This window comes from Synechococcus sp. HK05 (genome assembly GCF_019104765.1).
Lineage (GTDB): Bacteria > Cyanobacteriota > Cyanobacteriia > PCC-6307 > Cyanobiaceae > Vulcanococcus.
Map to the genome: position 1 here is coordinate 283,148 of NZ_JAHRXJ010000002.1, position 24,830 is coordinate 307,977.

A 24,830-nucleotide genomic window follows, 5' to 3' on the forward strand; every position below is an offset into this window, starting at 1 on the left:
GCTCTGAAAACCACTCTTCTGCTTCCGCTTGTGCTGGTGGGCTTGGCCGTAGCCGCCTGCCTTGGTCTGTTGATCCTGTTGGCTGGGCTCCAGCGCGTGTTTGCGGTGGCTCCGCGTTTGTCTGTGGTGCCCGCTGATCAGCAAGGACCTGCCGTGTCACTCACGGTGGTGATCCCGGCCTACAACGAGGCCGCCACGATCGAGGCTTGCGTGAGCCATGTGCTGGCCAGTGCAGCGCCGTGTGCCTCCTGGCAGCTCGTGGTGGTCGACGACGATTCCACGGATGCGACGGCCTCCCTCGCGGCAGCCGCAGCTGCTGCCAGCGGTTGCCCGCCGGAGCGATGGCGTGTGCTGCAGGCCGGGCCCAGGCCGGCCGGTCAACGCTGGGTGGGTAAGAACTGGGCCTGCACCCAGGCCGCCGAGCAGACCCAGAGCGACTGGCTGCTGTTCATCGATGCTGACGTGCGCTTGCAGCCGGATGCTTTGCGGCGCGCCCTGGTGCAGGCCCAGCACGACCAGGCGGATCTGCTGAGCCTGGCGCCGCGGCTGGGATGCAGCTGTTTGGCCGAATGGATGGTGCAGCCGATCATGGCCAGCCTGCTGGGCCTGGGTTTTCCGATTCAGGCCGCCAACGATCCGGCCAGCCCGGTGGCGTTTGCCGCCGGGCCGTTCATGTTGTTCCGCCGCTCGGCTTACGCGGAGATCGGCGGGCATCGCGCCCTCGCCGCAGAGGTGGTGGAGGATCTGGCCCTGGCACGCCGAATCAAAGCGCAGGGTCTCAGGCTGCGTTATCTGCTCGGGCTCGATGTGGCTGAGCTCAACATGTATCCCAACTTCGCTGCTCTCTGGGAGGGCTGGAGCAAAAACTGGTTCCTCGGGCTGGATTCCAGCGTTCCAAAAGCCTTAGCTGCTGCCGGCGTGGTGGTGTTGATGTTCAGCGGGCCGTGGTTGTTGCTCGGCGCTGGCTTGTTGCTGCGTTGGTGGATGCCGCTGCAGGGCAGCTGGTGGCTTGGTGTGGTGATGCTTTCGGGATCTGGCGTACTTCTGCAGCTAGCCCTGCGTCTGTGGAGCCGGCGCCAGTTTCAGGTGCCGCTCCGGCTGTGGTGGTTGATGGGGGCCGGCGGCCTGGTGGTGGGTGCCCTGGGTCCCACATCGGTGTGGCGCACTCTCACGGGCCGCGGCTGGACCTGGAAAGGACGATCCCTCGCTTGATGGCGCAGCAGCAGATCACCCGGACAGGTAGCAACAGCGACAGCTTCAGACAATCTTCCGCTCATCCGCTGCTGCGGGGCCAGTCCACAACGCTTTGGGCTCCTTAGCGTTGGGCCGTTCCAGCAATGCCTCGGTGTCGGATCAACCCTGTTCCGAAGTGGATCGTTCCATCCAGCCCGCCAGCTTGAAGTGGCAATCGGATGGAGAGTTATCGCAGCAGGATGTGTTCAACCTGGTGTGCCAGCTCCGCTCCGTTGAGCCTGGGCAAACCTGCAATGAGCTGTGGCGTCTCGGTCAGAAGTACCCCAAATCAGCATCGCCCTCCGGCTGATTGTTGCGGCCTCTCCCTGCCGCCGCGTTTGGTGAGATCCGCTACTTAAGATCACCCAAGCGCTTGATCCACCCTTTGGCTTCAGTGTTTGCAGCTGTTGCCGCACGGGGTGTACCCGCACTCTTGGTCGGGTTGTTGGTGGGTTGCTCAACGCCCGCTCCGCGATCCCCGACGGCTGAGCCTGGTGCAGCTCAAAAGCCCGTGGTGCTCGCCACCTTCACGGTGCTGGCCGACATGGCCCGGCAGGTGGCCGGTGATCGCCTGGAGGTGCGCTCGATCACCAAGCCTGGCGCTGAGATCCATGGCTATGAGCCCACCCCCAGCGATCTTGAGGCGGCTCAGGGCGCCAATTTGATCGTGGAAAACGGTTTGGGTCTGGAGCGCTGGGCCGCCCGCTTCGTGGCCGCCTCCGGACAGGCCACAACCCTCACCCTCAGCCAGGGGTTGGAGCCGTTGTTGATCGAAGGGGATGTGTATGCCGGCAAGCCGAACCCCCACGCCTGGATGTCGCCCAAGCGGGCTGAGCACTACGTGGATCGGCTGGTGGAGGGCTTCAGTCAGTTGGATCCCGCCGGTGCTCCTGGTTTTCGGGACCGGGGGCTGGCCTACAAGCAAAAGCTCCGCGCCCTCGATGCCGAGCTGCGATCGGCCTTGGCCGGTGTGCCCCCCAGTCAGCGGCTGTTGGTCACCTGTGAAGGCGCCTTCAGTTACCTCGCCCGCGACTACGGCCTCGATGAGGCGTATCTCTGGCCGGTGAATGCTGAAACCCAGGTCACCCCGCGGCGATTGGTCCGCCTGATCAACACGGTGAAGCAGCGGCAGGTGCCCGCCGTGTTTTGCGAGAGCACCGTGAGCGCTGAGGCGCAGCGCGAAGTGGCCAGGGCTACGGGCGCCCAATTCGGGGGTACCTTCTACGTGGACTCCCTCTCGGGGAGCGGCGGCCCAGCCCCCAGCCTTCTGGCTTTGCAACGCCACAACGTGAACTTGATCGTGCAAGGTCTGAGCCGACCGCCTGCCGCGAGGCCAGCGCCATGAGCGTGCGCTACGTCCCAGCAGCTGCCCCCCGGATTGAGGTGGAGCAGTTGTGCGTGGATTACAACGGCACTGTGGCGCTCTACGACGCCGATCTCACCCTCCCCGCCGGCTGCATTTGCGGGTTGGTGGGCATGAATGGCGCCGGGAAATCCACTCTGTTCAAGGCGCTCACCGGATTCGTGCGCCCTTCCCATGGCCGCATCCGCATCAATGGCCAGCCCGTGCTGGCCGCTCAGCGCGATCAGGCGGTGGCCTACGTGCCCCAGAGCGAAGGGATCGACTGCAACTTCCCGATTTCGGTTTGGGATGTGGTGATGATGGGCCGCTACGGCTCGATGAACGTGCTGCGCTGGCCCCGGCAATCCGACCGGGTGGCCGTGCGCGATGCCCTGCAGCGGGTGGATCTGCTCGATCTGGCCCAGCGCCCGATCGGGGCGCTCTCGGGCGGTCAGCGCAAGCGGGCCTTTCTGGCCCGGGCCATTGCCCAGCGGGCCTCGGTGTTGCTGCTGGATGAACCGTTCAACGGCGTGGATGTGCGCACGGAGCAGTTGATGGCCCAGCTGTTTCTGCAGTTCCGCCAGGAGGGCCGCACGATCCTGATCTCCACCCATGATCTGGGCCACATCCGTGATTTCTGTGATCTGGTGGTGCTGATCAACCGCACCGTGCTGGCCTATGGCGAAACCAGTGCCGTGTTTACTCCGGAAAATCTGGCGCGCGCGTTCGGCGGGATGGTGCCCAAGTCATGACTTGGCTGCTCGAACCCCTCAGCCACGCCTTCATGGTGAAGGCCCTGCTGGTGAGCGCCCTGGTGGGAGGGGTGTGTGGTCTGCTCTCCTGCTACATGACGCTCAAGGGCTGGGCTCTGATGGGCGATGCCGTGTCGCACGCGGTGATGCCGGGTGTGGTGGTGGCCTATGCCCTGGGGCTGCCGTTTTCGCTTGGAGCGTTCGTGTTCGGTGTGGGCTCAGTGGCGGCGATCGGTTTCGTGAAGCAGAAGTCGCGCATCAAGGAGGACACGGTGATCGGCCTGGTGTTCACCGGGTTCTTTGCTCTCGGCCTGGTGTTGGTGTCGAAGGTGCGCAGCAATATTGATCTCACCCACATCCTGTTTGGCAATGTGCTCGGCATCTCGGGTTCTGATATCCAGCAGACCCTGCTGATCTCCGCCCTGGTGATCACGCTGCTGCTGGTGTTTCGCCGTGACCTGCTGCTGTTCTGTTTCGACCCCACCCACGCCCGCTCGATCGGCATCAACACCGGCCTGCTGCACTACATGTTGCTGTCGGTGCTCTCGCTCACCGCTGTGGCCGGTCTGCAGACCGTGGGCGTGATCCTGGTGGTGGCGATGCTGGTCACCCCCGGTGCCACCGCCTATCTGCTCACAGATCGCTTCGATCGGATGACGCTGCTCGCCATCGCCAGCAGCGTGCTCTCCAGCCTGCTGGGCGTGTATGTGAGCTACTGGACTGACAGCTCAACCGCCGGCTGCATCGTGCTGGCGCAGACGGCCCTGTTCCTGCTTGCTTTCCTGTTCGCGCCCCGCTACGGCATTCTCCGGGGCCATCAGCCCCAGGCCTGACGAGCCCTGCCAGCAACTGGATTGTTAAAAGCTGGTAATTGTTGTCTTCCCCGTGGCTAAGAAGCAGTTGTTTGTGCCATCAGCCTGGTGAACCCGATTGCAACGCGTGCCCTTCTGGCCGTCGTGTCTGGCTTGCTGCCGCTCACCTCGCTGCCGCCAAGCCTGGCTGCCGGTGCGTTCCCTGGTGTGGACGCCACCCAGCCGAGTGCGGCTGAAGCCACCAGTCCTTCGATTTATCTGCCGCCCTTCTACAAAGCCACCGATCGCCTCGATCCGAAGGGCAAGCCTCTGGGCACCGTGCTCGCTTCTGAGCCCGTGAGCTCTCAGGTGCCGGGCTCCAAGGCCTGGCGGCTGGCGTATGTGTCGAGCGATCCGGCCGGGCGCCGCCATGTGGTGACCGGCTTCATCGTGGTGCCGGATGGTCCGGCGCCGGCGGGTGGCCGCAAGCTGCTGGCCTGGGCCCATGGCACCACCGGCACGGCCCGCCGCTGCGGCCCATCGCAGTATCAACAACCGGCTCAACCCCTCAATCAATACCTGCTGCCCACAGGCACCACCTGGAGTGATGTGGGCCTTCCCGCCATGGAGCCACTGCTGAAGCAGGGCTACGTGATTGTGGCCACCGATTACCAGGGCTTGGGCGGTCCTGGAGAGCATCAGTACGCCTTGCCGGCGAGCAATGGCATGGATGTGATCAATGCGCTGCGCGCCGCGCGCGACTTCAAGCCTGCGGCTGCTGGGCCACGCGCTGTGGTGTATGGCTGGAGTCAGGGCGGCGGGGCCACGATTGGTGCGGCTGGCTTGGTGGAGTATGTGAAGCGAGCCGATGCCGTGGCTCCGCTCGACATTCTCGGATTTGTGGCGATGGCACCAGAGGATTTCGGTGTTGAGATGGCGGCCGTAAACACGGAGGCTGAGGCGTCGCGGGAACTACAGACAGTGAATCAGCAGTTGGGAACCAATGTGTTTAATTTCACCCATCTGGCGATGATGTATTGGGGTGCAGCGGCGGCGAATCCTTCCCTCAAGCTGAGTGATCTGTTTACAGAGCAGGCTGTGCCTGCGCTCAACGGCATGATGCAGCGCAAGTGTATGCATGAGTTGAGTGCCACCATGAATTATTGGTATGCCGATGCGTATCCTTCTCTGTTGAAGTCGAAGCCCACCAATGCGTTGGCTTGGTTGAATACGATCAAGAATCTCTCCCCTGGGCTTAAGCCAATTGCCCCCGTGGTGATCTATTGGGGCAACCAAGACACGGTGGTGCCGCCGGAGATGCACAAGCTCTACTTCGAAGCGGCCTGCAAGCAGGGTGCCGTGATGAGCCGGATTGAGTTGCCGGGCAACAACACCCACTTCAGTACACCGGCCTCTTCGCAGCCCTACTTCCTGCCTTGGATCGCCGATCGCTTCGCGGGCAAGCCCGTGGCCAACGGTTGTCCGCCTGCATGATGTGCTGCTGAAAGCGCACGGCCATGTCCACCAGTTCCATCGCTGAACAACGCTGGAACTGGTGGCCGCTGCTGCCCCTCTACCCCTATGGCCGGCGCCGCACGCTGGTGCGCGAGCTGATTCCAGATCAGCTCTGGAGCTTTGAGCAGCTCCAGGGTGTGTTCTATGTGGCGGTGCCGATCCGGATGACGGTGGCGCGGGTGCCAGGTGGGCTGATGCTCTACGCCCCGGTGCCCCCCACCCGGGAGGTGCTGCAGGCGTTGCGGGATCTGGAGCAGCGCCATGGGCCGGTGCGCAGCATCGTTCTGCCCACCGCCTCTGGCCTCGAGCACAAGCTGCCGGTGCCGGCGATGGCGCGCGCCTTTCCGCAGGCTGAGGTGTGGGTCACGCCGGGCCAATGGAGTTTTCCCGTGCAGTTGCCCCTGGCTTGGCTGGGTTTTCCGGCCCGGCGGATACGGGTTCTGGGTGAGGACGGCACACCCCACAGCGATGCACTGGAGTGGATCTCCCTGGGCCCGATTGATCTGGGGCTGGGTCGTTTTCAGGAGTTGGCTTGTTTGCATCGGCCTAGCGGTGCCCTGCTGCTCACCGATGCCCTGGTGGCGATCAATACCGAGCCGCCTGAGGTGTTCGAGCTCGACCCCGCGCCCCTGTTGTTCCACGCCCGTGACCGGGGTGATCAGCCCATGGAGGACACGCCGGAACTGCGCTTGCGGGGCTGGCAGCGACTGGCGCTCTTCGCCTCTTACCTCAGGCCCGCTGCCTTGGAGGTGCCGCGGCTGAGCACGTTGCTGCAGCAGGCGTTCCGGCCCGGTTGCCGCAATCCGCGCAGCTATTTCGGGATCTATCCATTCCACTGGAGCTCCAGCTCAACAGAAGCCTTTACAGAGCTCCAGCCCCAGCCAGGCGGTCTGCGCATCGCGCCGGTTCTAGAGCGTTTGGTGTTCCCCCGCACCCAGGGCCTGATCGTGGCCTGGTTGCGCCAACTGGCCCGCCTGGAGGATCTGCGCTGGGTGGTGCCGGCCCACTACGACGCACCGGTGGCTTGCAGCGCAGAGCGCCTGCAGGCCTTGGCCGATGAACTAGAGCAGCGGGACTGGGCACCCAGTGAAGGCAACTGGGCTTACCTCGCCGGGATCGATCAGCTGTTGTTGCGGCTGGGTGTTGTGCCCGAGCAGCCGGAAGCAGGCTGACTAGAGCTTTAGTTCCCCGGGATCAGCGTCGGCCTCAGGGAACAGGGTGGCTTCCAGTTCCATGCGCTGTTCCATCTGACGCAGGAAGTAGCCGGTCATCATCGCGGAGGCGAGCAAACCGGCCAGGTGGTCACGGTTGGCCGTGATCTTCACGTCGAAGTGTTCGCCTGGCAGCACGCCGAGGAGGCCCTGCACGTTGTGGCGAATGATGTCTTGGATATCGCTGCTGGCGGAGCGAGCCACGCGCTGCAGCACATCCGGCGATTGTTCCTGCAGGTACTGAATCAGCGAATTGGTGCTGATTGCTTCGCTGTCGCTCGTCAGGAACTCCGGGTTAAACATTCCGGTGTGCTCCGCGTCACGGCTGCACCCTACCCCAGCTCTTCGTCTCGTTCGAGACCGTTGAGGTCGGAGAACCGAATCGGACCGAGGCGATCCAGCGGCCAGTAGCGGAACACGGCGGTGCCGATCACCGCCTGGCGCGGTAGCGGACCCCACACATGGGAATCGAGGCTGGCATTGCGGTTGTCCCCCAGCACCAGCAGCTCTCCATCCGGCACGGTCAGCGGACCGAAGCGGTAGTCGATCGGCTCCTGGCGCCATGGTTCCGCCACAGCCAGGCCGTTACGTAACAGCGCTCCATCGCGCACTTCCACCACATCACCCGGCTGAGCCACCACCCGCTTGATCAGCGCCGCTTGGGGGTCGTACCCCGCCTCCACCAGCACCGGCGGTGCATGAAACACCACGATCGTGCCGTTGGGCAGGGGCCGCTCCAGCCGCGGCCGCAGCTTTTCCACCAACACCCTGTCCTGCAACTGCAGCGTGGGCAGCATCGAGCCGGAGGGAATCCAGCGCGGTTCGATCACAAGCCAGCGCAGCAGCACGGCCACGGCCAACCAAAGCAGCACAGACCGCCAACCCTTCAGCGCTGATCCCCCCGCAGGAGAGGGATCGCTGGAGCTGCTCTTCATGGCCGCTTCGGTGAGCATGATCGCCACATCCTGAACAACGCACCGCCGGTGCCCACCCCTCCAGCCCACCGTTGCAGCGCCGGCGACAACCTCAGGGCTGCCCTCACCCTGCTGGACACCCTGCAGCGCCTGGGGTTGCGCCGCTTGGTGCTCTGCCCAGGCAGCCGTTCGGCCCCTCTGGCGGTGGCCGCCGGGCTGCTGGAGAGCCGAGGCCTGGCCTTGATTCCGGCGGTGGATGAGCGCTCGGCGGCGTTTCTGGCCTTGGGGTTTGGCCGGGCTGATGGGGTGCCGGCCGCGGTAGTCACCACCTCCGGCAGTGCCGTGGCCAACCTCCTGCCCGCCGTGGTGGAAGCCGATCACGGTGCGGTGCCGCTCCTGCTGCTTAGCGCCGATCGCCCGGCCCGCCTGAAGGGCTGCGGTGCCAATCAAACGGTGAATCAAGAGGCGTTCCTGGCGCCCTGTTGCCGTTGGATGGCCGCCGGCGACCCCCGCGGTCTGGCGGCCATGTCAGCCCAACGCCTCTGCGCCCTGGCCGAGCGCGCCTGGGCCGCCGCCCTGGCTGCACCGGTGGGACCTGTGCATCTCAATCTTCCGTTCGATGAACCGCTGCATGCATCGGCGCAGCAGATCGATGCGGAGTGGGCCCGCTGCGACGCCTCCTCCGTTGTTTGGGAGCAGGCGCCGGCGGCTGTCGCTGAGAAGCCCGTGGAGCGTGCTGCGGATGTGCTGGATCCCGATCAGCCTGGGGCCGTGGTGGTTGGCCCCTGGCGGGCGCCGGCAGCCCTGCTCGAGCCCTTCGCCCAGGCGTTGCTGCGCTGGCAGCGGCGGAGTGGTTGGCCGGTGCTGGCCGATGGGTTGTCAGGCCTGCGGGGCTGGCCTGGGCTGCAGCTGGTGCATGGCTACGACCTGTTGCTCGGCGAAGGCCATGCCATTCCGGCGGCACCGCAACTGCTGCGGCTCGGTTCGATGCCCGCCAGCCGGCGCCTCCAACAGTGGATCGCCGCCAGCTCTGGCCCGCAGCTGCTGATCACGGAGGGCGACCCACGCAACCTTGATGCCACCGGCACCGCCAGCCAGCAGATCGCGGGCGGGCTGGCGGCATGGCTCGATGGCCTGAGCGATGGTTCCCCCAGTGCCACCAGCCAGGCGTTCTGCGCGGCGTGGCTGGCGGCCGATCAGCAGCTGCAACAGCAACTGGATCAGCGCTGGCTGGCCGATGGCGCCATGAAGCCCGTGTGTGAACCCGCCCTGGCCCGGGCCCTGAGCCGCCTGCTGCCCGCGGCTGAACCGCTGATGCTGGCCAGCAGCAGCCCCGTGCGCGATTGGGAGAGCTTTGCAGCCGCCGATGCACCCCAGCGGCCGGTGTTTGGTTTTCGCGGTGCCTCCGGCATCGATGGCACGCTGTCCATGGCCGCCGGGCTGGCCATGAGCCTTGGCTGCACCACCTTGCTCAGTGGTGATCTGGCGCTGCTTCACGACGCCAACGGCTGGCTCTGGCGTGAGGTGCTGGCAGCTGCACAGGCACGGCTCACCGTGGTGCTGGTGGATAACGCCGGCGGCGGCATTTTTGAGCAGCTGCCGATCCGCACGGGTCCGCAGCTGGATTTCGAGCGGCTGTTTGCCATGCCGCAGCAGCTCGATCACAGCGCCCTGGCCGCCGGCTACGGCATTCCTGCCCGGGCGATCACCAGCCTTGATCAGCTCGCGGCTGGCCTGCAGTGGGCCGCCCAACAGCCCATGGCTCTGCTGCATCTGCGCACCGATCGCCAGGCCGATGCGGCGCTGCGGCACCAGCTTCGCCGCGCCATGCCGCCGCACAATGGCCTCTATTCACCAGGGGTTTGATGGCGGCAACACCCTCAGCCGAGCCGGCAATCGCATGGCAGCCCCAGGGCTCTTATGCCGACATCCTGTTCGACCTCAGCAATGAGGGCATCGCCCGGATCACGATTAACCGCCCGCACAAGCGCAACGCCTTCCGTCCCCAGACGGTGATGGAGCTGTTCGATGCGTTCTCGCGCGTGCGCGATAACCCTCGGATCGGCGTGGTGCTGTTCACCGGTGCCGGTCCCGCCGCCGATGGCGGCTATGCCTTCTGTGCCGGCGGTGATCAGAGTGTGCGCGGCGATGGCGGCTATGTGGGCGACGACGGCCTGCCGCGGCTGAATGTGCTCGACCTACAGCGGTTGATCCGCAGCCTGCCCAAGGTGGTGATCGCCTTGGTTGCCGGCTACGCCATCGGCGGCGGCCAGGTGCTGCATCTGCTCTGTGATTTGAGCCTGGCGGCGGAGAATGCCGTGTTCGGACAGACCGGCCCGAAGGTGGGCAGCTTCGATGGCGGCTTCGGTGCCGGTTATCTGGCGCGGCTGGTGGGGCAGCGCAAGGCGCGCGAGATCTGGTTCCTCTGCCGGCAGTACGGCGCGGCTGAGGCTCTGGAGATGGGCCTGGTGAATGCGGTGGTGCCGCTGGAGCAGCTGGAGGCTGAAGGCGTGCGCTGGGCCCGCGAGGTGTTGCAGCACAGCCCCACGGCGATCCGCTGCCTCAAGGCCGCCTTCAACGCCGAAACCGACGGCATGGCCGGCATTCAGGAGCTGGCGGGCCAGGCCACCCATCTTTTCTATCGAACCGAAGAGGGGCAGGAGGGGCGTAACGCCTTCCTGGAGAAGCGAGCTCCGGATTTTTCCGATTCCCCTTGGCTGCCTTAGGGCGCCGGGCTGGCTAGCAGTTGGTGAGAGTGCTCTTGTTGCTGTGACAGCACGTCGTTTGTCTGATCGCCGTCGGCCGCTCTGGCTGGCCGCCCTCGCCGCCAGTGCGCTTCCTCTGGCCTCTCCTGCTCTCGCCCGTGAGCCCGATCCGATTCCCCCGCCGGCGCCGGTGATCAGCGACGACGTGGCCCTCAGCCGCATTCCCTCCGACCTGATGGACGACGAGGGGCTGCACCTGGTGCTGGATCGCCGCACCCGCCAACTGATGGTGCTCAAGGATGGCCGGATGCTGCGCCGCTATCCCGCCGCGGTGGGCACCGAGGGCTGGGAAACGCCGGCGGGGCGCCATCAGGTGCTGGAGATGGTGGCCGAACCGATCTGGGAGCATCCGGGTAATGGCAAGCAGGTGGGACCCGGCCCGAAGAATCCCCTCGGCTCCCGCTGGATCGGCTTTTACCGCGACTGCACCCCCCGCCAGAACGCCTGGGATGGCGAGCGCTATCTGAGCGTGGATGGCTGCACCGTGGCGGGCTTCCACGGCACGCCCCACCGCTGGACCGTCGGCCGCGCTGTGTCTCATGGTTGCGTGCGGCTGTTTGAGGAGAACGTGCAGGAGGTGTTTGAGCTGGTTCAAGTAGGCACACCGGTGACGGTGCTGCCCTGAAACCACCCGTAGAGTTGCGCGCACTTTCAGCCGGATTCCCCATGCGGGTGCTGTTTGCCGCAGCCGAATGCGCCCCGATGGTGAAGGTGGGGGGCATGGGCGATGTGGTGGGTTCCCTGCCGCCGGCCCTGACGCCCCTCGGCCATGACGTGCGCCTGATCATGCCGGGCTATGGCCGGCTCTGGAGTCAGCTCGACATCCCCGGCGAGCCCATCTGGCGCGGCCACACCATGGGCACCGACTTTGCGGTGTACGAAACCCGCCACCCCAGCAATGGCCTGCCGCTCTATCTGGTGGGCCATCCAGTGTTCGATCCCGAACGCATCTACGGCGGCGAAGACGAAGACTGGCGCTTCACCTTCTTCGCCAGTGCTACCGCCGAGTTCGCCTGGAACCACTGGAAGCCCGACATCCTCCATTGCCATGACTGGCACACCGGCATGATCCCGGTGTGGATGCACCAAGACCCGGAGATCAGCACGGTCTTCACCATCCACAACCTCAAATACCAGGGTCCCTGGCGCTGGAAGCTCGACCGGATGACCTGGTGCCCCTGGTATATGCAGGGCGATCACACCATGGCGGCGGCGCTGCTCTATGCCGATCGGGTGAATGCGGTGTCTCCCACCTACGCCCAGGAGATCCGCACCTCCGAATACGGCGAGCAGCTCGAGGGATTGCTGAATTACATCAGCGGCAAGCTGCGCGGCATCCTCAACGGTATCGATCAGGCCGCCTGGAATCCCGCCACCGATTCCACCCTTCCTGCCAACTTCAGCGTTGGTGATCTAGCGGGCAAGGCCGAGTGCAAGCGGGTGCTTCAGGAACGCATGGGCCTGGCGGTGAATCCCGACACCTACCTGATGGGTCTGGTGAGCCGGCTCGTGGATCAGAAGGGCGTGGATCTGCTGCTGCAGGTGGCCGACCGGGTGCTCGCTTACTCCGATACCCAGTTCGTGGTGCTGGGCACGGGTGATCGCCACATCGAGTCAGGTCTGTGGCAGATGGCAGCCCGCCATCCGGGCCGCTTCGCCGTGTTCCTCACCTACGACGACGCCCTGTCGCGTTTGATCTACGCCGGGAGTGATGCCTTCTTGATGCCGAGCCGCTTCGAGCCTTGCGGCATCAGCCAGATGCTGGCGATGCGTTATGGCTCGATCCCCGTGGTGCGGCGTGTGGGCGGCCTGGTGGACACGGTGCCACCCCATGTGCCCAACGATCACACTGGCACGGGCTTCTGCTTCGATCGCTACGACCCGCTCGACTTCTACACCTCGATCGTGCGCTCCTGGGAGGCGTATCGCCATGGTGAAAGCTGGCGTGAGCTGCAACGGCGGGCGATGAGCGCCGATTACAGCTGGGATCGCTCTGCTCTTGAGTACGACCGGATGTACAAGGAGGTGAAGGGTGTGAAGGAACCCACCCCCGATGCCGAGGCGGTGGAGCAGTTCTCCCGCGGCCAGGACGCCGACCCCAGCCTCCAGGGCGGCGGTCAGCCTCCCGCTGAGGTTGGGGCCGCTTCTGCGGGCAGCGGCTTGCTGAATCCGCTTTCTCTGCTGCGCCGCCGCGGCGGACGTTGATGCTCTGGGATGGCCCTGTCACCGCCTGAGGGCCCGTCCCAGCTGCCATCCGAATCCGAGCAGTCCGCCCAGCGCGATCTGCCGGCCACCTACCGCAACCCCTGGTCCACCCTGGGCGAGAACCTCGAGGCGGTGGCAGCCGATTCTCGGTTGCGCCTGCAGGAACTCCTGCGGCGCAATGGCCAAGGCAGCCTTTGGCGGCCCGGTTGGTGGCCGGTGGATCTGGCGCCGCTGTTCTGGCCTCTCGTGCTGGCACTCGCGCTTGCGCTGCTGCTCTGGCTGGGCTTTCTGGGGGGCGCTGCGATTCGGCGGTTCAACACTCCCAGCAACACCCCAGGTAGCGCGTCGAGCAGCCCCGCATCGCTCGAGGTGGAGGCTCCCTCGATCGGGCCCGAACCAGAGCTTGCTGAAGCAGAGCCCGCTGTTGCACAACCGGCTGAAACAGAGCCTGAGCGCTTAGCGGATGAGGCATCCGCTTCCCCACAGAAGCAGCCGCTCACCACGCCGGAGGAAACCCTGCAGGCGTTGGAAGCGGAGCCTGCCGTTGCGCCAGAACCGCTGGATGCCCTGGCAGAGCTCGTGCAGCGGCCCGGCGCCGATGGCTTGTTGATCAACGCGCTGGCCTCCGAGGATCAGCTCACCTTGGTGTTCCAGGTGGCAGGCGGTTTTACGGCCCTACCCACGGCAGATCAGCAGCGCTATGCCGAGCAGTGGCAGCTGTGGGCTGCGGATCTCGGATATGACCACGTGGAGCTGCGCGATTCCCGTGCTGGCCTGCTGGCCCGAGATGCGTTGGTGGGCGCCGGCATGATCGTGCTCAATCCGTTGTCCAGCCCCTAGTCCGATGCAGCTTGGCGCTTTGATCGCATGCTGGGGTGAACCCGGCGGAGCTCAGAGCGCTGCGCTCGACCCTGCAGCGCCAGTGGGCCCCATCTGCACCGACAGCCGCCAGCTGCAGGGCGGGGAGTTGTTTATTCCTTTGGTGGGTGAGCGCTTTGATGGTCACCACTTTTTGGCGCAGGCAGCTGCCCTAGGGGTGCAGGCGGCTGTGGTGCAACGTGACCGCGCAGGAGACGTTCCCCCTGGATTGCTCCATTGGCTCGTGGATGACACCCTCGATGCCTACCAGCAGTTGGCGTTGCTGCACCGACGTCAACTGTCCGCACCGGTGGTAGCCGTGACCGGCTCGGCGGGGAAGACCACCACCCGCGAGCTGATTCGCTCCGCCCTGGGGCCCTTGGGGCCAGTGATGGCCAGCAGCGGCAACGAAAACAACGACATCGGCGTGCCTCTCACGCTCCTGAAGGCCGGCCCTGAACACCGGGCCGTGGTGGTGGAGATGGGCATGCGCGGCCTGGGCGAGATCGAGCGCCTCAGCGCCGCCGCTGAACCGGATGTGGCGGTGATCACCAACATCGGCACCGCCCATATCGGCCGTTTGGGCAGCCGCGAGGCAATCGCCACCGCGAAGTGTGAGATCACCAGCCAGCTCAAGCCCGATGGCCTGCTGGTGATCCCTGCCGGGGATCCCCTGTTGGAGGCCGCGCTGGCCCGGGTGTGGAGCGGCAGGGTCTGCCGGGTGGCGCTCAGGGATGAGCCAGCCGCTGAGCAGGCTGATCTGATCGGTGGCCTGGATCCGGCCGGTGAGCAACTGCAGCTGGAGGGCCAGTGGCTGCAGCTGCCGCTGGCGGGGCGACACAACGCCCGCAATCTGTTGGTGGCGCTGGCGGTGGCGCGGGAGCTCGGGGTGCCGCTCGCCGCCCTGGCTGAGTTGCAGGTGGAGGTGCCAGGCGGCCGTAACCGCCGGCTCGAACGCGGCGGACTCACGCTGCTGGATGAGACCTACAACGCCTCCCCGGAAGCGGTGCTGGCGGCCCTCGATCTACTGGCGGCTCAACCGGGCCGTCGTTTCGCGGTGCTCGGCACGATGCTGGAGCTTGGCGAGCAGAGTGTGGCTCTGCATCGCCAGGTGGCCGAGCGTGCCGTTGCCCTGGGGCTCGATGGGTTGGTGGTGGTGAGCCAGGGCGCCGAAGCAGAGGCGATGGCGGCGGCGGCGGCTCCACTGAGCCGCCTGGCGGTGGTGGCACAGCCAGAGCAGGCCGCAGAGCCGCTCGCTGCCTGGCTGCAGCGCGGTGATGTGCTGCTGCTCAAGGCCAGCCGCGGGGTGGCGCTGGAGCAACTGATTCCGCTACTACCGGAGCAGATCTGAGCCGAACGCCGTGTTGTTCAACCTGAAGCAACGCCTCCAGTCGTTGCGCATGGTGGCCGGCCTGGCCGAGTTCCTCAAGCAACCCGACTCGCTTGAGAGTGTGTTCAAGGTGTCGGCCAGCCTGAAGAACAGCGCCCTTTCGGCGCAGATGTTCCGGCATCTGCTCACCCAGCCGGCGATGGCGGCGTTGGTGGCTCAGCAGTGGCGTCCGGCGCCGATCGATCTGGAGGCGCTGGAGCAGCTGCCGCAGGGCAGCCTCGGGCACACCTATGCCCACCAGCTGCGCAGCCTGGGCCTCACGCCCAACAGCCTGATCGATCCCAACCCGATCACCAGCCCGCAGGACTATGTGACCCACCGCCTGCGCGAGACCCACGACATCGTTCACGTGCTCACCGGCTTCGGGGTGGATGGTGCCGGTGAGCTGGGGCTGCAGGCGTTCAACTTGGCGCAGAACCGTTCACCCCTGGCGGTGCTGCTGATCTTTGGTGGCATGCTTTCGGCCCTGCAGAACGATGAGCCGCTCGAACCGTTGCTCTCCGCCCTGGCCCGGGGTTTTGAGCTCGGTCTCAAGGCCGAGTGCTTGATCGCCCAGAAGCTGGAGGAGGGCTGGGAGCGCCCCCTGGCCGACTGGCAGCGTCAGTTGCGGCTGGCCTAGGCGGGCGGCTGCCAGTTCTCCTTCACCAGCTGCTTGGCGCGGCCCAAGGCCAGAGCCCCGCTGGCCACATCTTTGGTGAGGGTGGAGCCGGCGCCCACGGTCACGTTGGCCCCCAGGGTGATCGGTGCCACCAGCACGCTGTTGGCGCCCGTTTTGCTGCCGGCACCGATCACGGTGCGGTGTTTGTTCACGCCGTCGTAATTGGCGGTGATCGTGCCGGCCCCCACATTCACATCAGCGCCCAGCTCGGCATCGCCGATGTAGCTGAGGTGGTTCACCTTGCAGCCCGCCGCCAGGGTGCTCTTTTTGATCTCCACGAAGTTGCCCACGCGGCAGCCCTCAGCCAGATCGGCGCCGGGGCGCAGCTGGGCGAAGGGGCCGATGGCGCAATCGCTGGCCACGGCGGCATCGCGCACCACGGAGTAGACGATCTCCACCCGATCGCCGATGCGGGCGTTGTCGATCAGGCTGCCGGGGCCAATGCGGCAGCCCTCGCCGATCACGGCCTCACCGCGGAAATGGCACTGGGGCTCCACCACCACATCTCGGCCAAAGCGGGTGCCATCGCTGAGGGTGCAGCTGGCGGGATCCACGAAGCTCACCCCCTCGGCCATCCAGTGGCGCCGCAGCCGGTCCTGGATCACGGCTTCGCATTGGGAGAGCTGATAGCGATCGTTGATGCCGTTGATCTCATCGGCATCGGCCACCTCCACATGCATGGCCGGGCTGAGCATCCCCACCGTGTCGGTGAGGTAGAGCTCGCCTTGGTCGTTGTTGGTGTTGAGGGTGGGGAGCACCGCCGCCAGCTGCTTCCAGTTGAAGCAGTAGATGCCGGCATTGATCAGATTGTTGCCGCGCTGGGCCTCGCTGCAGTCGCGGTGCTCCACGATCGCCGACACCTGGCCATCGCTGCCTGCGAACACGCGCCCGTAGCCGGTGGGATCGCTCAGCCGGGCCGTGAGCAGCGTCACCGCCGCACCGCTGCTGCGGTGCCGTTCCAGCAGGTTGGCGATGGTCTCGTCCCGCAGCAGCGGCACGTCGCCGTTGAGCACCAGCAGTTCGCCGTCGAACCCGGCCAGGGGTTCAAGCAATTGCTGCACGGCATGGCCCGTGCCGTTTTGGGGCTGCTGCAGCACAAACTCGAGCCCTGGGCGATGGGCCAACGACTGCTCCACTCGTTCAGCCTGATGCCCCACGATCAGGATCTGCCGCTGGGGCTCCAGACCCGTGCAGCTGGCCAGCACCCGCTCCACCAGGGTGGCTCCCGCCAGCGGCTGGAGCACCTTCGGTAGATCGCTCTTCATGCGGGTGCCCTTTCCGGCGGCCAACACGGCAACGGCGAGCATCAGCGGTGGAGCACAACTGGGCGGGAATCTACTGGTGGTTGCTGGAGCTCAACCCCCAGCGTCGCCGCCAGGCGCCGGTGGCTTCAATGCCACCGGCAGCCATCGCTGTTGCTTGAGCCAGCTGCCGCTCCCGCAGGATCGTGGCTCGATCGCTGCTGCCGCTGGGATCGCGGTAGGGCTCGGCCGCATTGGTGTGGAGGTGCTCCTCCTCCATCGCGCTCAGGGGCCGCAATTGGGCCGCCCCTTCCAGCGAGCTCGGGCTGGCAGCGGTGCCACCGCTCCAGTCGTTGGCTTGTTTCAGCAGGCCTGAGGGGGCGCTGATGCTGGCAATCTCCAACCCGGCCTCCCGCAGCGATCGCCGGATCGCGGCCGCACTGCAATAGGTGAGCAAACGGCCGCTGGGCCGCAGGAGCGCCGCCAACCCGCCTAGAAATTCAAGGGCCCACAGCTGCGGGCAGCGGCTGGGGGAAAACGCATCCATCAAGATCAGATCGAAACAGCCCCGCTGACCATCCAGCAGGTGGGGCAGCTGGCGGCGGGCATCGCCCCAGAGCATCTGCGGGCTTTGACTCAGCTCCGCCAGCTGCTGCAGGGTTTTGGGCTGCCATTGGTTGCAGAAGCCTGGATCGGCCAGGGCCAGTGCGATGGGTTCAGGGTCGAGCTCCAGGCCCCACCAGTTGAGCTGGAGCCCGCGGGCGGTGCAGGCCTCCAGCAGCGCAGCGGTGTTGCAGCCCGTGCCCACACACACATCGAGCACCTGCAGGGTGCTGCCAGGTCTCCAGCGCTCGAGCTGAGCTGGGGCTACGAATTTGGCCTGTGCTTCGCTCAGGGCGCCAAGGCCGCTGTGGAAGCCTTCGCCCACTTCGCGGCTGAACAGGCTGAAGCTGCCGTCGGCCGTGCGCCGCGGTTCAAGCCTGGAGCCGCTCAAGGTCGCTCCAGAACTCGGGGTACGACACCGCTGCCGCCTCCGGCCGGTGGAGCTGGGTGGCTCCCGTGGCGATTTGCGCGGCCACCGCCAGGCTCATCGCCACGCGGTGATCGGTTTCGCTGTCCACCTCGGCGCCGCGCAGCTGCACCCCGCCCTGGATTGTCATGCCGTCGTCGAACTCCTCGATCAGGGCGCCCATCGCGCCGAGCTGGCGGGCCATCACCGCCAGGCGATCGGTTTCCTTCACCCGCAGTTCTTCCGCGCCGCTGACGCGGCTCACCCCTTCGGCGCAGCAAGCCGCCACCGCCAGCACGGGGATTTCATCCACCAGGCGCGGGATCAGATCGGCACCGATCTCAAAGGCCTGCAACGGGCCGTGGGTCACCCGCAGATCGCCCACCGGTTCGCCGGCCACATCCCGCTGGTTGAGCACCTCGATGCGGGCACCCATTTGCTCCAACACATCGAGGATGCCGGTGCGGCTGGGGTTGAGCCCCACGTTTTCCACGGTGAGATCAGCTCCAGGGGTGATGGCACCCGCCACCAGCCAGAAGGCCGCCGAGCTGATGTCGCCGGGCACCACAACGGCCTGGCCGCGTAGGCGCTGGCCGGGGGTCAGGGTGACTTCGGTGTTGCCGGGGCCGCCAACGCTGAGTTCAGCGCCAAAGGCCCGCAGCATCCGCTCGCTGTGATCACGGCTTTGCACCGGTTCGATCACGGTGGTGGGACCATCAGCGGTGAGGGCGGCCAGCAGGATGGCGCTCTTCACCTGGGCCGAAGCCACCGGAGTGCGGATGGTGCTGCCGCGCAGGCTCTGGCCCTGAATCGCCAGCGGTGCCAGGTTGCCGCCGCTGCGGCCGGCGATCGTGGCCCCCATCTCCGCCAACGGGCCGCCCACCCGCTTCATCGGCCGGCGCCGCAGGGACTCATCGCCCGTGAGCACGAAGTGGCGCCCGGCTCGGCCCGCCAACAGGCCCAGCATCAGCCGCATGGTGGTGCCGGAGTTGCCGCAATCGAGCACGCTCTCCGGCTCCTGGAAGCCATCGAGCCCCACGCCTTGCACCGTCACCATCTGACCGGCTTCGATCGCCGACACCTCCACCCCCATGGCCCGCAGGCAGGCGGCGGTGCTGAGGGGATCTTCCGCTGGAAGCAGGCCCTCGATGGTGGTGGTGCCGTCAGCAATCGCGCCGAACAGCAGCGAGCGGTGAGAAATCGATTTGTCGCCCGGTACGCGCACCGTGCCCTTGAGGCTGCGACCTGCGGAGGTTCCCAGGGCGAGGGGCATGGCTGACGCGTGGAGTGCAGCGAGCGTAGGCATCGGCCTCAGCCGAGCATCAAGCCGCCGTCGCCGCTGAGGGTTTCGCGGCAGCTGCGCAGATCAAATAGCAGTTCCTCGAGGTTGAACTGCAGCAGCTCCCGCTCCATGGCCCGCTGCAGGCGCCGGGCCATGGAGCGCAGCACCTGCTCCTCGGCCCGGTTGCTGTCAGGGACGTCGGGTTCGATCAGCTGGATGTCGGCTCCCACAGCCGCCAGCACCTCGGCCACCGCGATGGCGGCGGGCTGCCGTTGCAGCCGGTAGCCCCCCAAGCGCCCGCGGCGGGCCTCCACCAGGCCGGCCCGCCGCAGCTGCAGCAGCAACTGCTCGAGCATCGGGGCCGGCAAGGCCTGAGCGGCGGCGATCTCAGTCACGGAACGCCATTGCTGCGGTGCTTCAGCCAGCTCCAGCAGCGCTTGCAGGGCCTGCTGTCCGCTGCGGCGCAGCAGGGTCATCCCGCTTTGGCCAGCCGCTCGAGCACCTGTTCCAGCGCGTAGCCGAACAGCGCTGGATCGGGATCGTTCTGGCCCACATCGGCCAGGCCCAGTTCGGCCCAGCGCGCATCCAGGCGCGCCTCCAGTTCCACCGGACGGCTGAGGGGTTCACCCCAGGGGTGGTTGCGCTCAGGGCCGAGCTTGGTGGTGGCGTCGATCGCCAGGCGGCCACCGAGGCCCAGCTGCTCGCTGGCGAAATCGAGGGTGTCGAAGGGGGTGTCCTCCACCACGATCAGATCCCGCTGCGGATCCACCAGGGCACTGATCGCCCAGATCACCTGGCGTGGATCGCGGATGTTGATGGATTTGTCCACCACCACCACGAACTTGGTGTATGTGAACTGGGGCAGGGCCGTCCAGAACGCCATGGCGGCGCGCTTGGCCTGGCCGGGGTAGGCCTTGTCGATCGCGATCACGGCCAGCTTGTAGCTGAGGCCCTCCATCGGCAGGAAGAAATCCACGATCTCCGGGATCTGCTGCCGCAGGATCGGCGTGTAGATGCGGTTGAGGGCGATGGCGAGCATCGCGTCCTCCTTGGGAGGCCGGCCGCTGAAGGTGGTGAAGTAAATCGGGTTGCGCCGTTGGGTGACGCACTGGATGCGCACCAGCGGTGAGGGTTCCACGCCGCCGTAGAAGCCCATGTGATCGCCGAAGGGGCCATCAGCCAGCTCCTCCCCCGGCGTGATCGTGCCTTCGAGCACCACTTCGCTGTGGCTGGGCACTTCCAGGTTCACCGTTTTGCACTTGGCCAGCCGGACGCCTTCGCCGGCATAGAGGCCGGCAAACAGCCACTCGCTCAGCTGCACGGGGATCGGTGTGGCCGCCGCCATCACCAGCAGCGGATGCACGCCGATGGCGATGGCGATCTCCAGCTTCTTGCCGAGGGCCGCCGCCTTGCGCAGGTGGCGCGCACCGCCGCGCACGCTCAGCCAGTGCACGGTCATCGTGTTGATCGACTGCTGCTGCAGCCGGTACACCCCCACATTCGGGGTGCCGGTTTCTGGGTCTTTGGTGATCACCAGGCCCAGGGTGAGGATGCGGCCGCCATCGCCCGGCCAGGGGCGCAGCAGGGGCAGCGCATCGAGGTTCACCGCCTCACCCTTGAACACCTCCTGGCGGCAGGGGGGCGTGAGATCAAGGTCGGGGCGTGCCTTCAGCACGTCGAGCAGCACCGAGCCGAAGCGCAACGCCTCACGGGCGCCTTTGGGAGGCCGCGGTTGCTGGAGCAGGGCCAGGCGCTCACCGAGCGCCTCCAGCTCCTCGGGCCGCTCCATGCCCATGCTCCAGAGAACCCGCTCCTGGGTGCCCATCAAATTGATCGCCACCGGCATCGCGCTGCCGATCACGTTCTCGAACAGCAGCGCCGGCCCGCCGCAGCTCAGCACCCGGTCGGCGATCGCCGCCAACTCCAGATCCGGATCCACTGGAGCCGTGATGCGGCGCAGCTGACCGCGCTCCTCCAGCAGCTTCAGAAACCCGCGCAGGTCGCGCTGCGAACCCATTGCCTGCAAAGCGCCACCGTGTGGTGCCTACTGTGACGCACCCCTTCCGCCACTGCGGCCGTGCAGATCTCCTATTTCCACACCTCTGAGTGCGTGCCGGCCGTGCGCCCTGTGGCCGAGGGCGGCCCCGATGCGGCGGTGGTGATCGATGTGCTGCGGGCCACCACCACGATTGCCTGGTCGCTGGAGAACGGTGCGGAGGCGATCCAGGCCTTTGCTGATCTGGGCGAACTGGATGCCACGGCGGCCGCTTGGCCGGCGGAGCGCCGCCTGCGGGCCGGTGAGCGCGGCGGCAAGCGGGTGGATGGCTACGACCTGGGCAATTCCCCGTTGGCGGTGACGCCGGAGCTGGTGGGGGGCAAGCGCATTTTCATGAGCACCACCAATGGCACCCGCTCGCTGGAGGCGGTGAAAGCCGTGCCGCTGCTGGTGACGGCCTGCCTGCCCAACCGCACCGCCGTGGCCCGCCGCCTGATCGAGCGCGATTGCCGCCAGGTGTGGATCGTGGGCAGCGGCTGGGAAGGCGATTACTCCCTGGAAGACAGCCTGGCGGCTGGTGCTGTGGTGTCGGCGGCGCTGGAGCTGGCGGTGTCGCCCCACGTGGGTGTGCGCTGCGCCAACGATGAGGCCCTGGCGGCCCTGGCCCTCTGGCAGCAATGGCACACCGACACCGAAACCTGCCTGCGGGCCGCCAGCCACGGCCAACGCCTGATCGGCATCGGCAACCACGACGTCGACTTCGCCTGCTGCGCCGCTGTGGACAACCTCACGATCGTGCCCACCCAGACCAGCCCCGGAGTGCTCCAGGGGGCCTGAGGGCCCTTGCCGGCACCCTTACAGTGCGCGGATCGGTAAAACGCAAGCGGTGACAAGCTTTCTGGCAGCAGCGATCCAGCTCACCAGCACCGCTGATCCCGACGCGAACTTCGCGGCGGCGGAGGAGCAGATCGATCTGGCGGTTCGCCGCGGCGCCGAACTGGTGGGGCTGCCCGAAAACTTCGCCTTCATGGGCGATGACGAGCACCGCCTCGAGATCGCCCCTCAGCTGGCCGAGCGGGCCCAGCAGTTTTTGATCACCATGGCCCGCCGCTACCAGGTAACGCTCCTGGGCGGTGGCTACCCCGTGCCGGCTGGAGAGCGGCTCACCAGCAACCGCGCCGAGCTGGTGGGCAAAGACGGCCAGATCCTCGCCCGCTACGACAAGATCCACCTCTTCGATGTGGACCTCCCCGACGGCAACACCTACCGGGAGTCGGCCACGGTGCAGCCCGGCGACGCGCTGCCGCCGGTGGTGGATGTGCCTGGCCTCTGCCGCGTGGGTCTCTCTATCTGTTACGACGTGCGCTTCCCCGAGCTCTACCGGCATCTGGCCAGCGCCGGTGCGGATGTGTTGTTCATTCCGGCGGCCTTCACCGCTTTCACCGGCAAGGACCACTGGCAGGTGCTGCTGCAGGCCCGCGCCATTGAAAACACGGCCTACGTGCTGGCTCCGGCCCAGACCGGTCATCACGGCGGCCGCCGCCAGACTCACGGCCATGCCCTGGTGATCGATCCCTGGGGAACGGTGCTCTCGGATGCGGGCAGCGCTCCCGGTCAGGCTGTGGCACCGGTGGATGTGCAACACCGCCAGCGCATTCAGGCCCAGATGCCGAGCCTGCAGCACCGGCGCCCGGCCCTGTTCTGAGCTGTGAGGGCGTTGTTCTCCTCCCGCCTGTGGGCGCGTTTGTCGGGGCTGGCCTTGGCCGCTTCAGTTCCGATCGTGTGCCTGGCTTCAGCGTTGCCAGCGTGGGCGGGCAGTGCCCTGGCCGCCTGGCGGATCAACCGCTCTGGTGCGCTTGAGCTGCGCACGCCACCTGGCACCAGCATCGAAGCCTTCTTTGAGGAGGGTCGTGGCCTGGTGGGCCCCAAGCTCTGGCTGGATCTGCCGGGTGCCCCCTCCCGCAGCCGCAGCGTGCGCGGCAATGGCGCCATTCGTGAAGTGCGGGTCGGTCGGCCCACTGACAACACCACGCGGCTGGTGGTGGAATTTCGTCCGGGCACCAAGCTCGACCCCGCGGAGTTGCGTTTGGTGGGCACCAGCGCCGACCGCTGGCAGATGCAGCTGGGTGAGGTGGTGAGTGGCATCAACCCCTTCGGTGAGGGTGACCTGGATGCGCCATCCACGCCGAGTTGGCGGGCGCGTCCACCGGGCGCTGGGGTGCCCACCGGGCCGATGCCCTCGCTGGAAGGGCTGCCCAGCGTGCCGCGCGATCGCTACAAGGTGGTGATTGATCCCGGGCATGGCGGCCCTGACCCCGGGGCTGTGGGCATCAAGGGCTTGCGGGAAACCGATGTGGTGCTCGATGTGAGCTTGCAGGTGGCGCAGATCCTGCAGGCCAAAGGTGTGCAGGTGCTGCTCACCCGCACTTCGGAAGTGGATGTTGATCTCCCGCCCCGGGTGGCCCTCGCCAACAACAACCGGGCTGATCTGTTTTTGAGCATTCATGCCAATGCGCTGAGCATGTCGCGCCCGGATGTGAACGGCATCGAAACCTTCTATTTCCAAGACGGGCCCTCCAAACGGCTGGCGGAGGCGGTGCAGCTGCAGATGCTGCGGGTGTCCCCGGGGAGCCCTGATCGGGGCGCACGCCCGGGTCGCTTCTTTGTGATTCGCCGCACCGTGATGCCGGCGGCCCTGGCGGAGATGGGCTTTGTCACGGGTCAGCTCGATGCGCCGCGCCTGGCGGACCCTGCGTTCCGGCGGCGGATGGCCGTGGCCATTGCCACCGGCTTGCTCAATTACCTGGTCGCCAATCCATGAGCGGCGCACCCATCGGCATCTTTGATTCCGGCTTGGGGGGCTTGAGTGTCTGGCGGCAGGTGGTGCATCACCTGCCTGGTGAATCGGTGATCTACCTGGCGGATCAGGCCCATGTGCCCTACGGGCAGCGATCGGCTGAGGAGATCCAGGCCTACTGCAATGAGATTGCGGCGCAGTTGATCAGCATGGGCTGCAAGGCGATTGTGGTGGCCTGCAACACCGCTTCAGCCGTGGCGCTGGAGCCGTTGCGTGGGGCCTTTCCGCAGCTGCCGATCCTGGGGCTGGAACCCGCTGTGAAGCCCGCTGTGGAGCTCACGCGCAGCGGTGTGGTGGGAGTGATGGCTACACCGGCCACTTTCCAGGGTGAGCTCTACCGAGCCACCGTGGGGCGCTGGGCCGGTGATGTGCAGGTGGTGGAGCAGGTGTGCATTGGCCTGGCCGATCTTGTGGAGATGGGCGAGCTGGAGGGGGAACGCTGTGATGCCCTGCTGCGCAGTTTTCTCAACCCAATGCTCAAGGCCGGCGCCGACACGATCGTGCTGGGGTGCACCCACTACCCGTTTGTGATTGAGGCGATTCGACGGTTGGTTGGGCCTGGCCTGGCTGTGCTGGATCCAGCCCCAGCTGTGGCACGCCATCTGGGAGAGGTGCTGGCTGCTCAGGGGTTGCTGAGCGGCGGCTCCGGCGGGCGGGAGCTGCGCTTTTTCACGAGCGCCCAACCCGAGCGGTTTGATCGCGCGGTGGCCCGGCTGGTGGGTGCCCGTTGCATCAGTCAGCCCCTGGTCTGGCATCAGGGGCATTTGCATCACAGATGAGCCAGCGCCAGCCAGGGTGCGCCTCCTAGGAT

24 protein-coding genes are annotated in these 24,830 nt (G+C 66.6%); 17 read left to right on the forward strand and 7 right to left on the reverse strand.

Going from position 1 to position 24,830, the window contains the following annotated elements:
- Nucleotides 1–3: 3 nt before the first annotated feature.
- The 6 genes from KUL97_RS02640 to KUL97_RS02665 all read left to right on the forward strand — a co-directional run bounded on the left by KUL97_RS02640 (nt 4) and on the right by KUL97_RS02665 (nt 6,805).
- Entirely contained in the window at nt 4–1,212 is a 1,209-nt protein-coding gene (locus KUL97_RS02640; protein WP_217795512.1) for a glycosyltransferase family 2 protein, read from the forward strand.
- A 466-nt stretch (nt 1,213–1,678) separates the two neighbouring features.
- The gene (locus tag KUL97_RS02645) at nt 1,679–2,578 is read left to right on the forward strand and encodes a metal ABC transporter substrate-binding protein (RefSeq protein ID WP_217795513.1); all 900 of its coding nucleotides are present in this window, start codon (nt 1,679–1,681) and stop codon (nt 2,576–2,578) included.
- The gene (locus KUL97_RS02650) at nt 2,575–3,327 is read left to right on the forward strand and encodes a metal ABC transporter ATP-binding protein (protein WP_217795410.1); all 753 of its coding nucleotides are present in this window, start codon (nt 2,575–2,577) and stop codon (nt 3,325–3,327) included. Before KUL97_RS02645 ends, KUL97_RS02650 begins: the two co-directional genes overlap by 4 nt.
- The gene (locus tag KUL97_RS02655) at nt 3,324–4,160 is read left to right on the forward strand and encodes a metal ABC transporter permease (protein WP_217795411.1); all 837 of its coding nucleotides are present in this window, start codon (nt 3,324–3,326) and stop codon (nt 4,158–4,160) included. Before KUL97_RS02650 ends, KUL97_RS02655 begins: the two co-directional genes overlap by 4 nt.
- Before the next feature lie 123 nt (nt 4,161–4,283).
- Nucleotides 4,284–5,612 (forward strand): lipase family protein, encoded by a 1,329-nt coding sequence (locus tag KUL97_RS02660; protein WP_217795412.1) that lies wholly within the window; start codon nt 4,284–4,286, stop codon nt 5,610–5,612.
- Nucleotides 5,613–5,635: 23 nt separating this feature from the next.
- Nucleotides 5,636–6,805, forward strand: coding sequence for a DUF4336 domain-containing protein (locus KUL97_RS02665; protein WP_217795413.1), 1,170 nt, complete (start codon nt 5,636–5,638; stop codon nt 6,803–6,805).
- Here the strand turns inward: KUL97_RS02665 and KUL97_RS02670 are convergent, their stop codons facing one another.
- Nucleotides 6,806–7,147, reverse strand: a complete 342-nt coding sequence (locus KUL97_RS02670) for a DUF760 domain-containing protein (RefSeq protein ID WP_217795414.1) — start codon at nt 7,145–7,147, stop codon at nt 6,806–6,808.
- Nucleotides 7,148–7,176: 29 nt separating this feature from the next.
- On the reverse strand, nt 7,177–7,779 hold the full coding sequence (gene lepB / locus KUL97_RS02675; protein ID WP_217795415.1) for a signal peptidase I: 603 nt from the start codon (nt 7,777–7,779) through the stop codon (nt 7,177–7,179).
- Nucleotides 7,780–7,827: 48 nt separating this feature from the next.
- On the opposite strand from lepB, the gene menD reads away from it, so the two are divergent.
- The 7 genes from menD to KUL97_RS02710 all read left to right on the forward strand — a co-directional run bounded on the left by menD (nt 7,828) and on the right by KUL97_RS02710 (nt 15,595).
- Entirely contained in the window at nt 7,828–9,624 is a 1,797-nt protein-coding gene (gene menD, locus KUL97_RS02680) for a 2-succinyl-5-enolpyruvyl-6-hydroxy-3-cyclohexene-1-carboxylic-acid synthase (protein WP_368656067.1), read from the forward strand.
- Nucleotides 9,624–10,484, forward strand: coding sequence for a 1,4-dihydroxy-2-naphthoyl-CoA synthase (gene menB / locus KUL97_RS02685; protein ID WP_217795416.1), 861 nt, complete (start codon nt 9,624–9,626; stop codon nt 10,482–10,484). The genes menD and menB overlap by 1 nt, the downstream gene beginning before the upstream one ends.
- An 85-nt stretch (nt 10,485–10,569) precedes the next feature.
- The gene (locus tag KUL97_RS02690; RefSeq protein WP_217795515.1) at nt 10,570–11,148 is read left to right on the forward strand and encodes a L,D-transpeptidase; all 579 of its coding nucleotides are present in this window, start codon (nt 10,570–10,572) and stop codon (nt 11,146–11,148) included.
- Nucleotides 11,149–11,189: 41 nt separating this feature from the next.
- On the forward strand, nt 11,190–12,728 hold the full coding sequence (glgA, locus tag KUL97_RS02695) for a glycogen synthase GlgA (RefSeq protein WP_217795516.1): 1,539 nt from the start codon (nt 11,190–11,192) through the stop codon (nt 12,726–12,728).
- 9 nt (nt 12,729–12,737) lie between these two features.
- Nucleotides 12,738–13,568: a hypothetical protein gene (locus KUL97_RS02700; RefSeq protein WP_217795417.1), complete on the forward strand. Its 831-nt coding sequence runs from the start codon at nt 12,738–12,740 to the stop codon at nt 13,566–13,568.
- Between the two features lie 4 nt (nt 13,569–13,572).
- The gene (gene murF, locus KUL97_RS02705) at nt 13,573–14,937 is read left to right on the forward strand and encodes a UDP-N-acetylmuramoyl-tripeptide--D-alanyl-D-alanine ligase (RefSeq protein ID WP_217795418.1); all 1,365 of its coding nucleotides are present in this window, start codon (nt 13,573–13,575) and stop codon (nt 14,935–14,937) included.
- A 10-nt stretch (nt 14,938–14,947) separates the two neighbouring features.
- The gene (locus tag KUL97_RS02710) at nt 14,948–15,595 is read left to right on the forward strand and encodes a Coq4 family protein (RefSeq protein ID WP_217795419.1); all 648 of its coding nucleotides are present in this window, start codon (nt 14,948–14,950) and stop codon (nt 15,593–15,595) included.
- Here the strand turns inward: KUL97_RS02710 and glmU are convergent.
- From glmU to KUL97_RS02735, 5 genes are read right to left on the reverse strand one after another with little or no spacing between them, the layout of a single operon-like run.
- On the reverse strand, nt 15,592–16,941 hold the full coding sequence (glmU, locus tag KUL97_RS02715) for a bifunctional UDP-N-acetylglucosamine diphosphorylase/glucosamine-1-phosphate N-acetyltransferase GlmU (protein WP_217795420.1): 1,350 nt from the start codon (nt 16,939–16,941) through the stop codon (nt 15,592–15,594). The two genes, KUL97_RS02710 and glmU, sit on opposite strands and share 4 nt — an antisense overlap.
- Nucleotides 16,942–16,969: 28 nt before the next feature.
- Entirely contained in the window at nt 16,970–17,869 is a 900-nt protein-coding gene (locus tag KUL97_RS02720; RefSeq protein ID WP_217795421.1) for a tRNA (5-methylaminomethyl-2-thiouridine)(34)-methyltransferase MnmD, read from the reverse strand.
- A complete protein-coding gene (gene aroA / locus KUL97_RS02725; protein WP_217795422.1) occupies nt 17,850–19,157 on the reverse strand; it encodes a 3-phosphoshikimate 1-carboxyvinyltransferase in 1,308 nt (435 codons plus the stop codon). The genes KUL97_RS02720 and aroA overlap by 20 nt, the downstream gene beginning before the upstream one ends.
- A gap of 38 nt (nt 19,158–19,195) precedes the next feature.
- A complete protein-coding gene (locus tag KUL97_RS02730; protein ID WP_217795423.1) occupies nt 19,196–19,642 on the reverse strand; it encodes an Rrf2 family transcriptional regulator in 447 nt (148 codons plus the stop codon).
- A complete protein-coding gene (locus tag KUL97_RS02735; RefSeq protein ID WP_217795424.1) occupies nt 19,639–21,183 on the reverse strand; it encodes a UbiD family decarboxylase in 1,545 nt (514 codons plus the stop codon). The genes KUL97_RS02730 and KUL97_RS02735 overlap by 4 nt, the downstream gene beginning before the upstream one ends.
- Nucleotides 21,184–21,243: 60 nt before the next feature.
- On the opposite strand from KUL97_RS02735, the gene KUL97_RS02740 reads away from it, so the two are divergent.
- From KUL97_RS02740 to murI, 4 genes are read left to right on the forward strand one after another with little or no spacing between them, the layout of a single operon-like run.
- Nucleotides 21,244–21,999: a 2-phosphosulfolactate phosphatase family protein gene (locus KUL97_RS02740; RefSeq protein ID WP_217795425.1), complete on the forward strand. Its 756-nt coding sequence runs from the start codon at nt 21,244–21,246 to the stop codon at nt 21,997–21,999.
- A gap of 49 nt (nt 22,000–22,048) precedes the next feature.
- Entirely contained in the window at nt 22,049–22,867 is an 819-nt protein-coding gene (locus tag KUL97_RS02745) for a carbon-nitrogen hydrolase family protein (protein ID WP_217795426.1), read from the forward strand.
- A gap of 39 nt (nt 22,868–22,906) precedes the next feature.
- On the forward strand, nt 22,907–23,983 hold the full coding sequence (locus KUL97_RS02750; RefSeq protein ID WP_217795517.1) for an N-acetylmuramoyl-L-alanine amidase: 1,077 nt from the start codon (nt 22,907–22,909) through the stop codon (nt 23,981–23,983).
- Nucleotides 23,980–24,798, forward strand: coding sequence for a glutamate racemase (gene murI, locus KUL97_RS02755; RefSeq protein WP_217795427.1), 819 nt, complete (start codon nt 23,980–23,982; stop codon nt 24,796–24,798). The genes KUL97_RS02750 and murI overlap by 4 nt, the downstream gene beginning before the upstream one ends.
- Nucleotides 24,799–24,830: the final 32 nt, after the last annotated feature.

Coding starts and splice junctions, on each gene's coding strand:
- KUL97_RS02650 (WP_217795410.1), top strand. CDS start 2,575: ATGAGCGTGCGCTACGTCCCAGCAGCTGCCCCCCGGATTGAGGTGGAG.
- KUL97_RS02655 (WP_217795411.1), top strand. CDS start 3,324: ATGACTTGGCTGCTCGAACCCCTCAGCCACGCCTTCATGGTGAAGGCC.
- KUL97_RS02665 (WP_217795413.1), top strand. CDS start 5,636: ATGTCCACCAGTTCCATCGCTGAACAACGCTGGAACTGGTGGCCGCTG.
- KUL97_RS02670 (WP_217795414.1), bottom strand. CDS start 7,147: ATGTTTAACCCGGAGTTCCTGACGAGCGACAGCGAAGCAATCAGCACC.
- lepB (WP_217795415.1), bottom strand. CDS start 7,779: ATGAAGAGCAGCTCCAGCGATCCCTCTCCTGCGGGGGGATCAGCGCTG.
- menB (WP_217795416.1), top strand. CDS start 9,624: ATGGCGGCAACACCCTCAGCCGAGCCGGCAATCGCATGGCAGCCCCAG.
- glgA (WP_217795516.1), top strand. CDS start 11,190: ATGCGGGTGCTGTTTGCCGCAGCCGAATGCGCCCCGATGGTGAAGGTG.
- KUL97_RS02700 (WP_217795417.1), top strand. CDS start 12,738: ATGGCCCTGTCACCGCCTGAGGGCCCGTCCCAGCTGCCATCCGAATCC.
- murF (WP_217795418.1), top strand. CDS start 13,573: ATGCAGCTTGGCGCTTTGATCGCATGCTGGGGTGAACCCGGCGGAGCT.
- glmU (WP_217795420.1), bottom strand. CDS start 16,941: ATGCTCGCCGTTGCCGTGTTGGCCGCCGGAAAGGGCACCCGCATGAAG.
- aroA (WP_217795422.1), bottom strand. CDS start 19,157: ATGCCCCTCGCCCTGGGAACCTCCGCAGGTCGCAGCCTCAAGGGCACG.
- KUL97_RS02730 (WP_217795423.1), bottom strand. CDS start 19,642: ATGACCCTGCTGCGCCGCAGCGGACAGCAGGCCCTGCAAGCGCTGCTG.
- KUL97_RS02735 (WP_217795424.1), bottom strand. CDS start 21,183: ATGGGTTCGCAGCGCGACCTGCGCGGGTTTCTGAAGCTGCTGGAGGAG.
- murI (WP_217795427.1), top strand. CDS start 23,980: ATGAGCGGCGCACCCATCGGCATCTTTGATTCCGGCTTGGGGGGCTTG.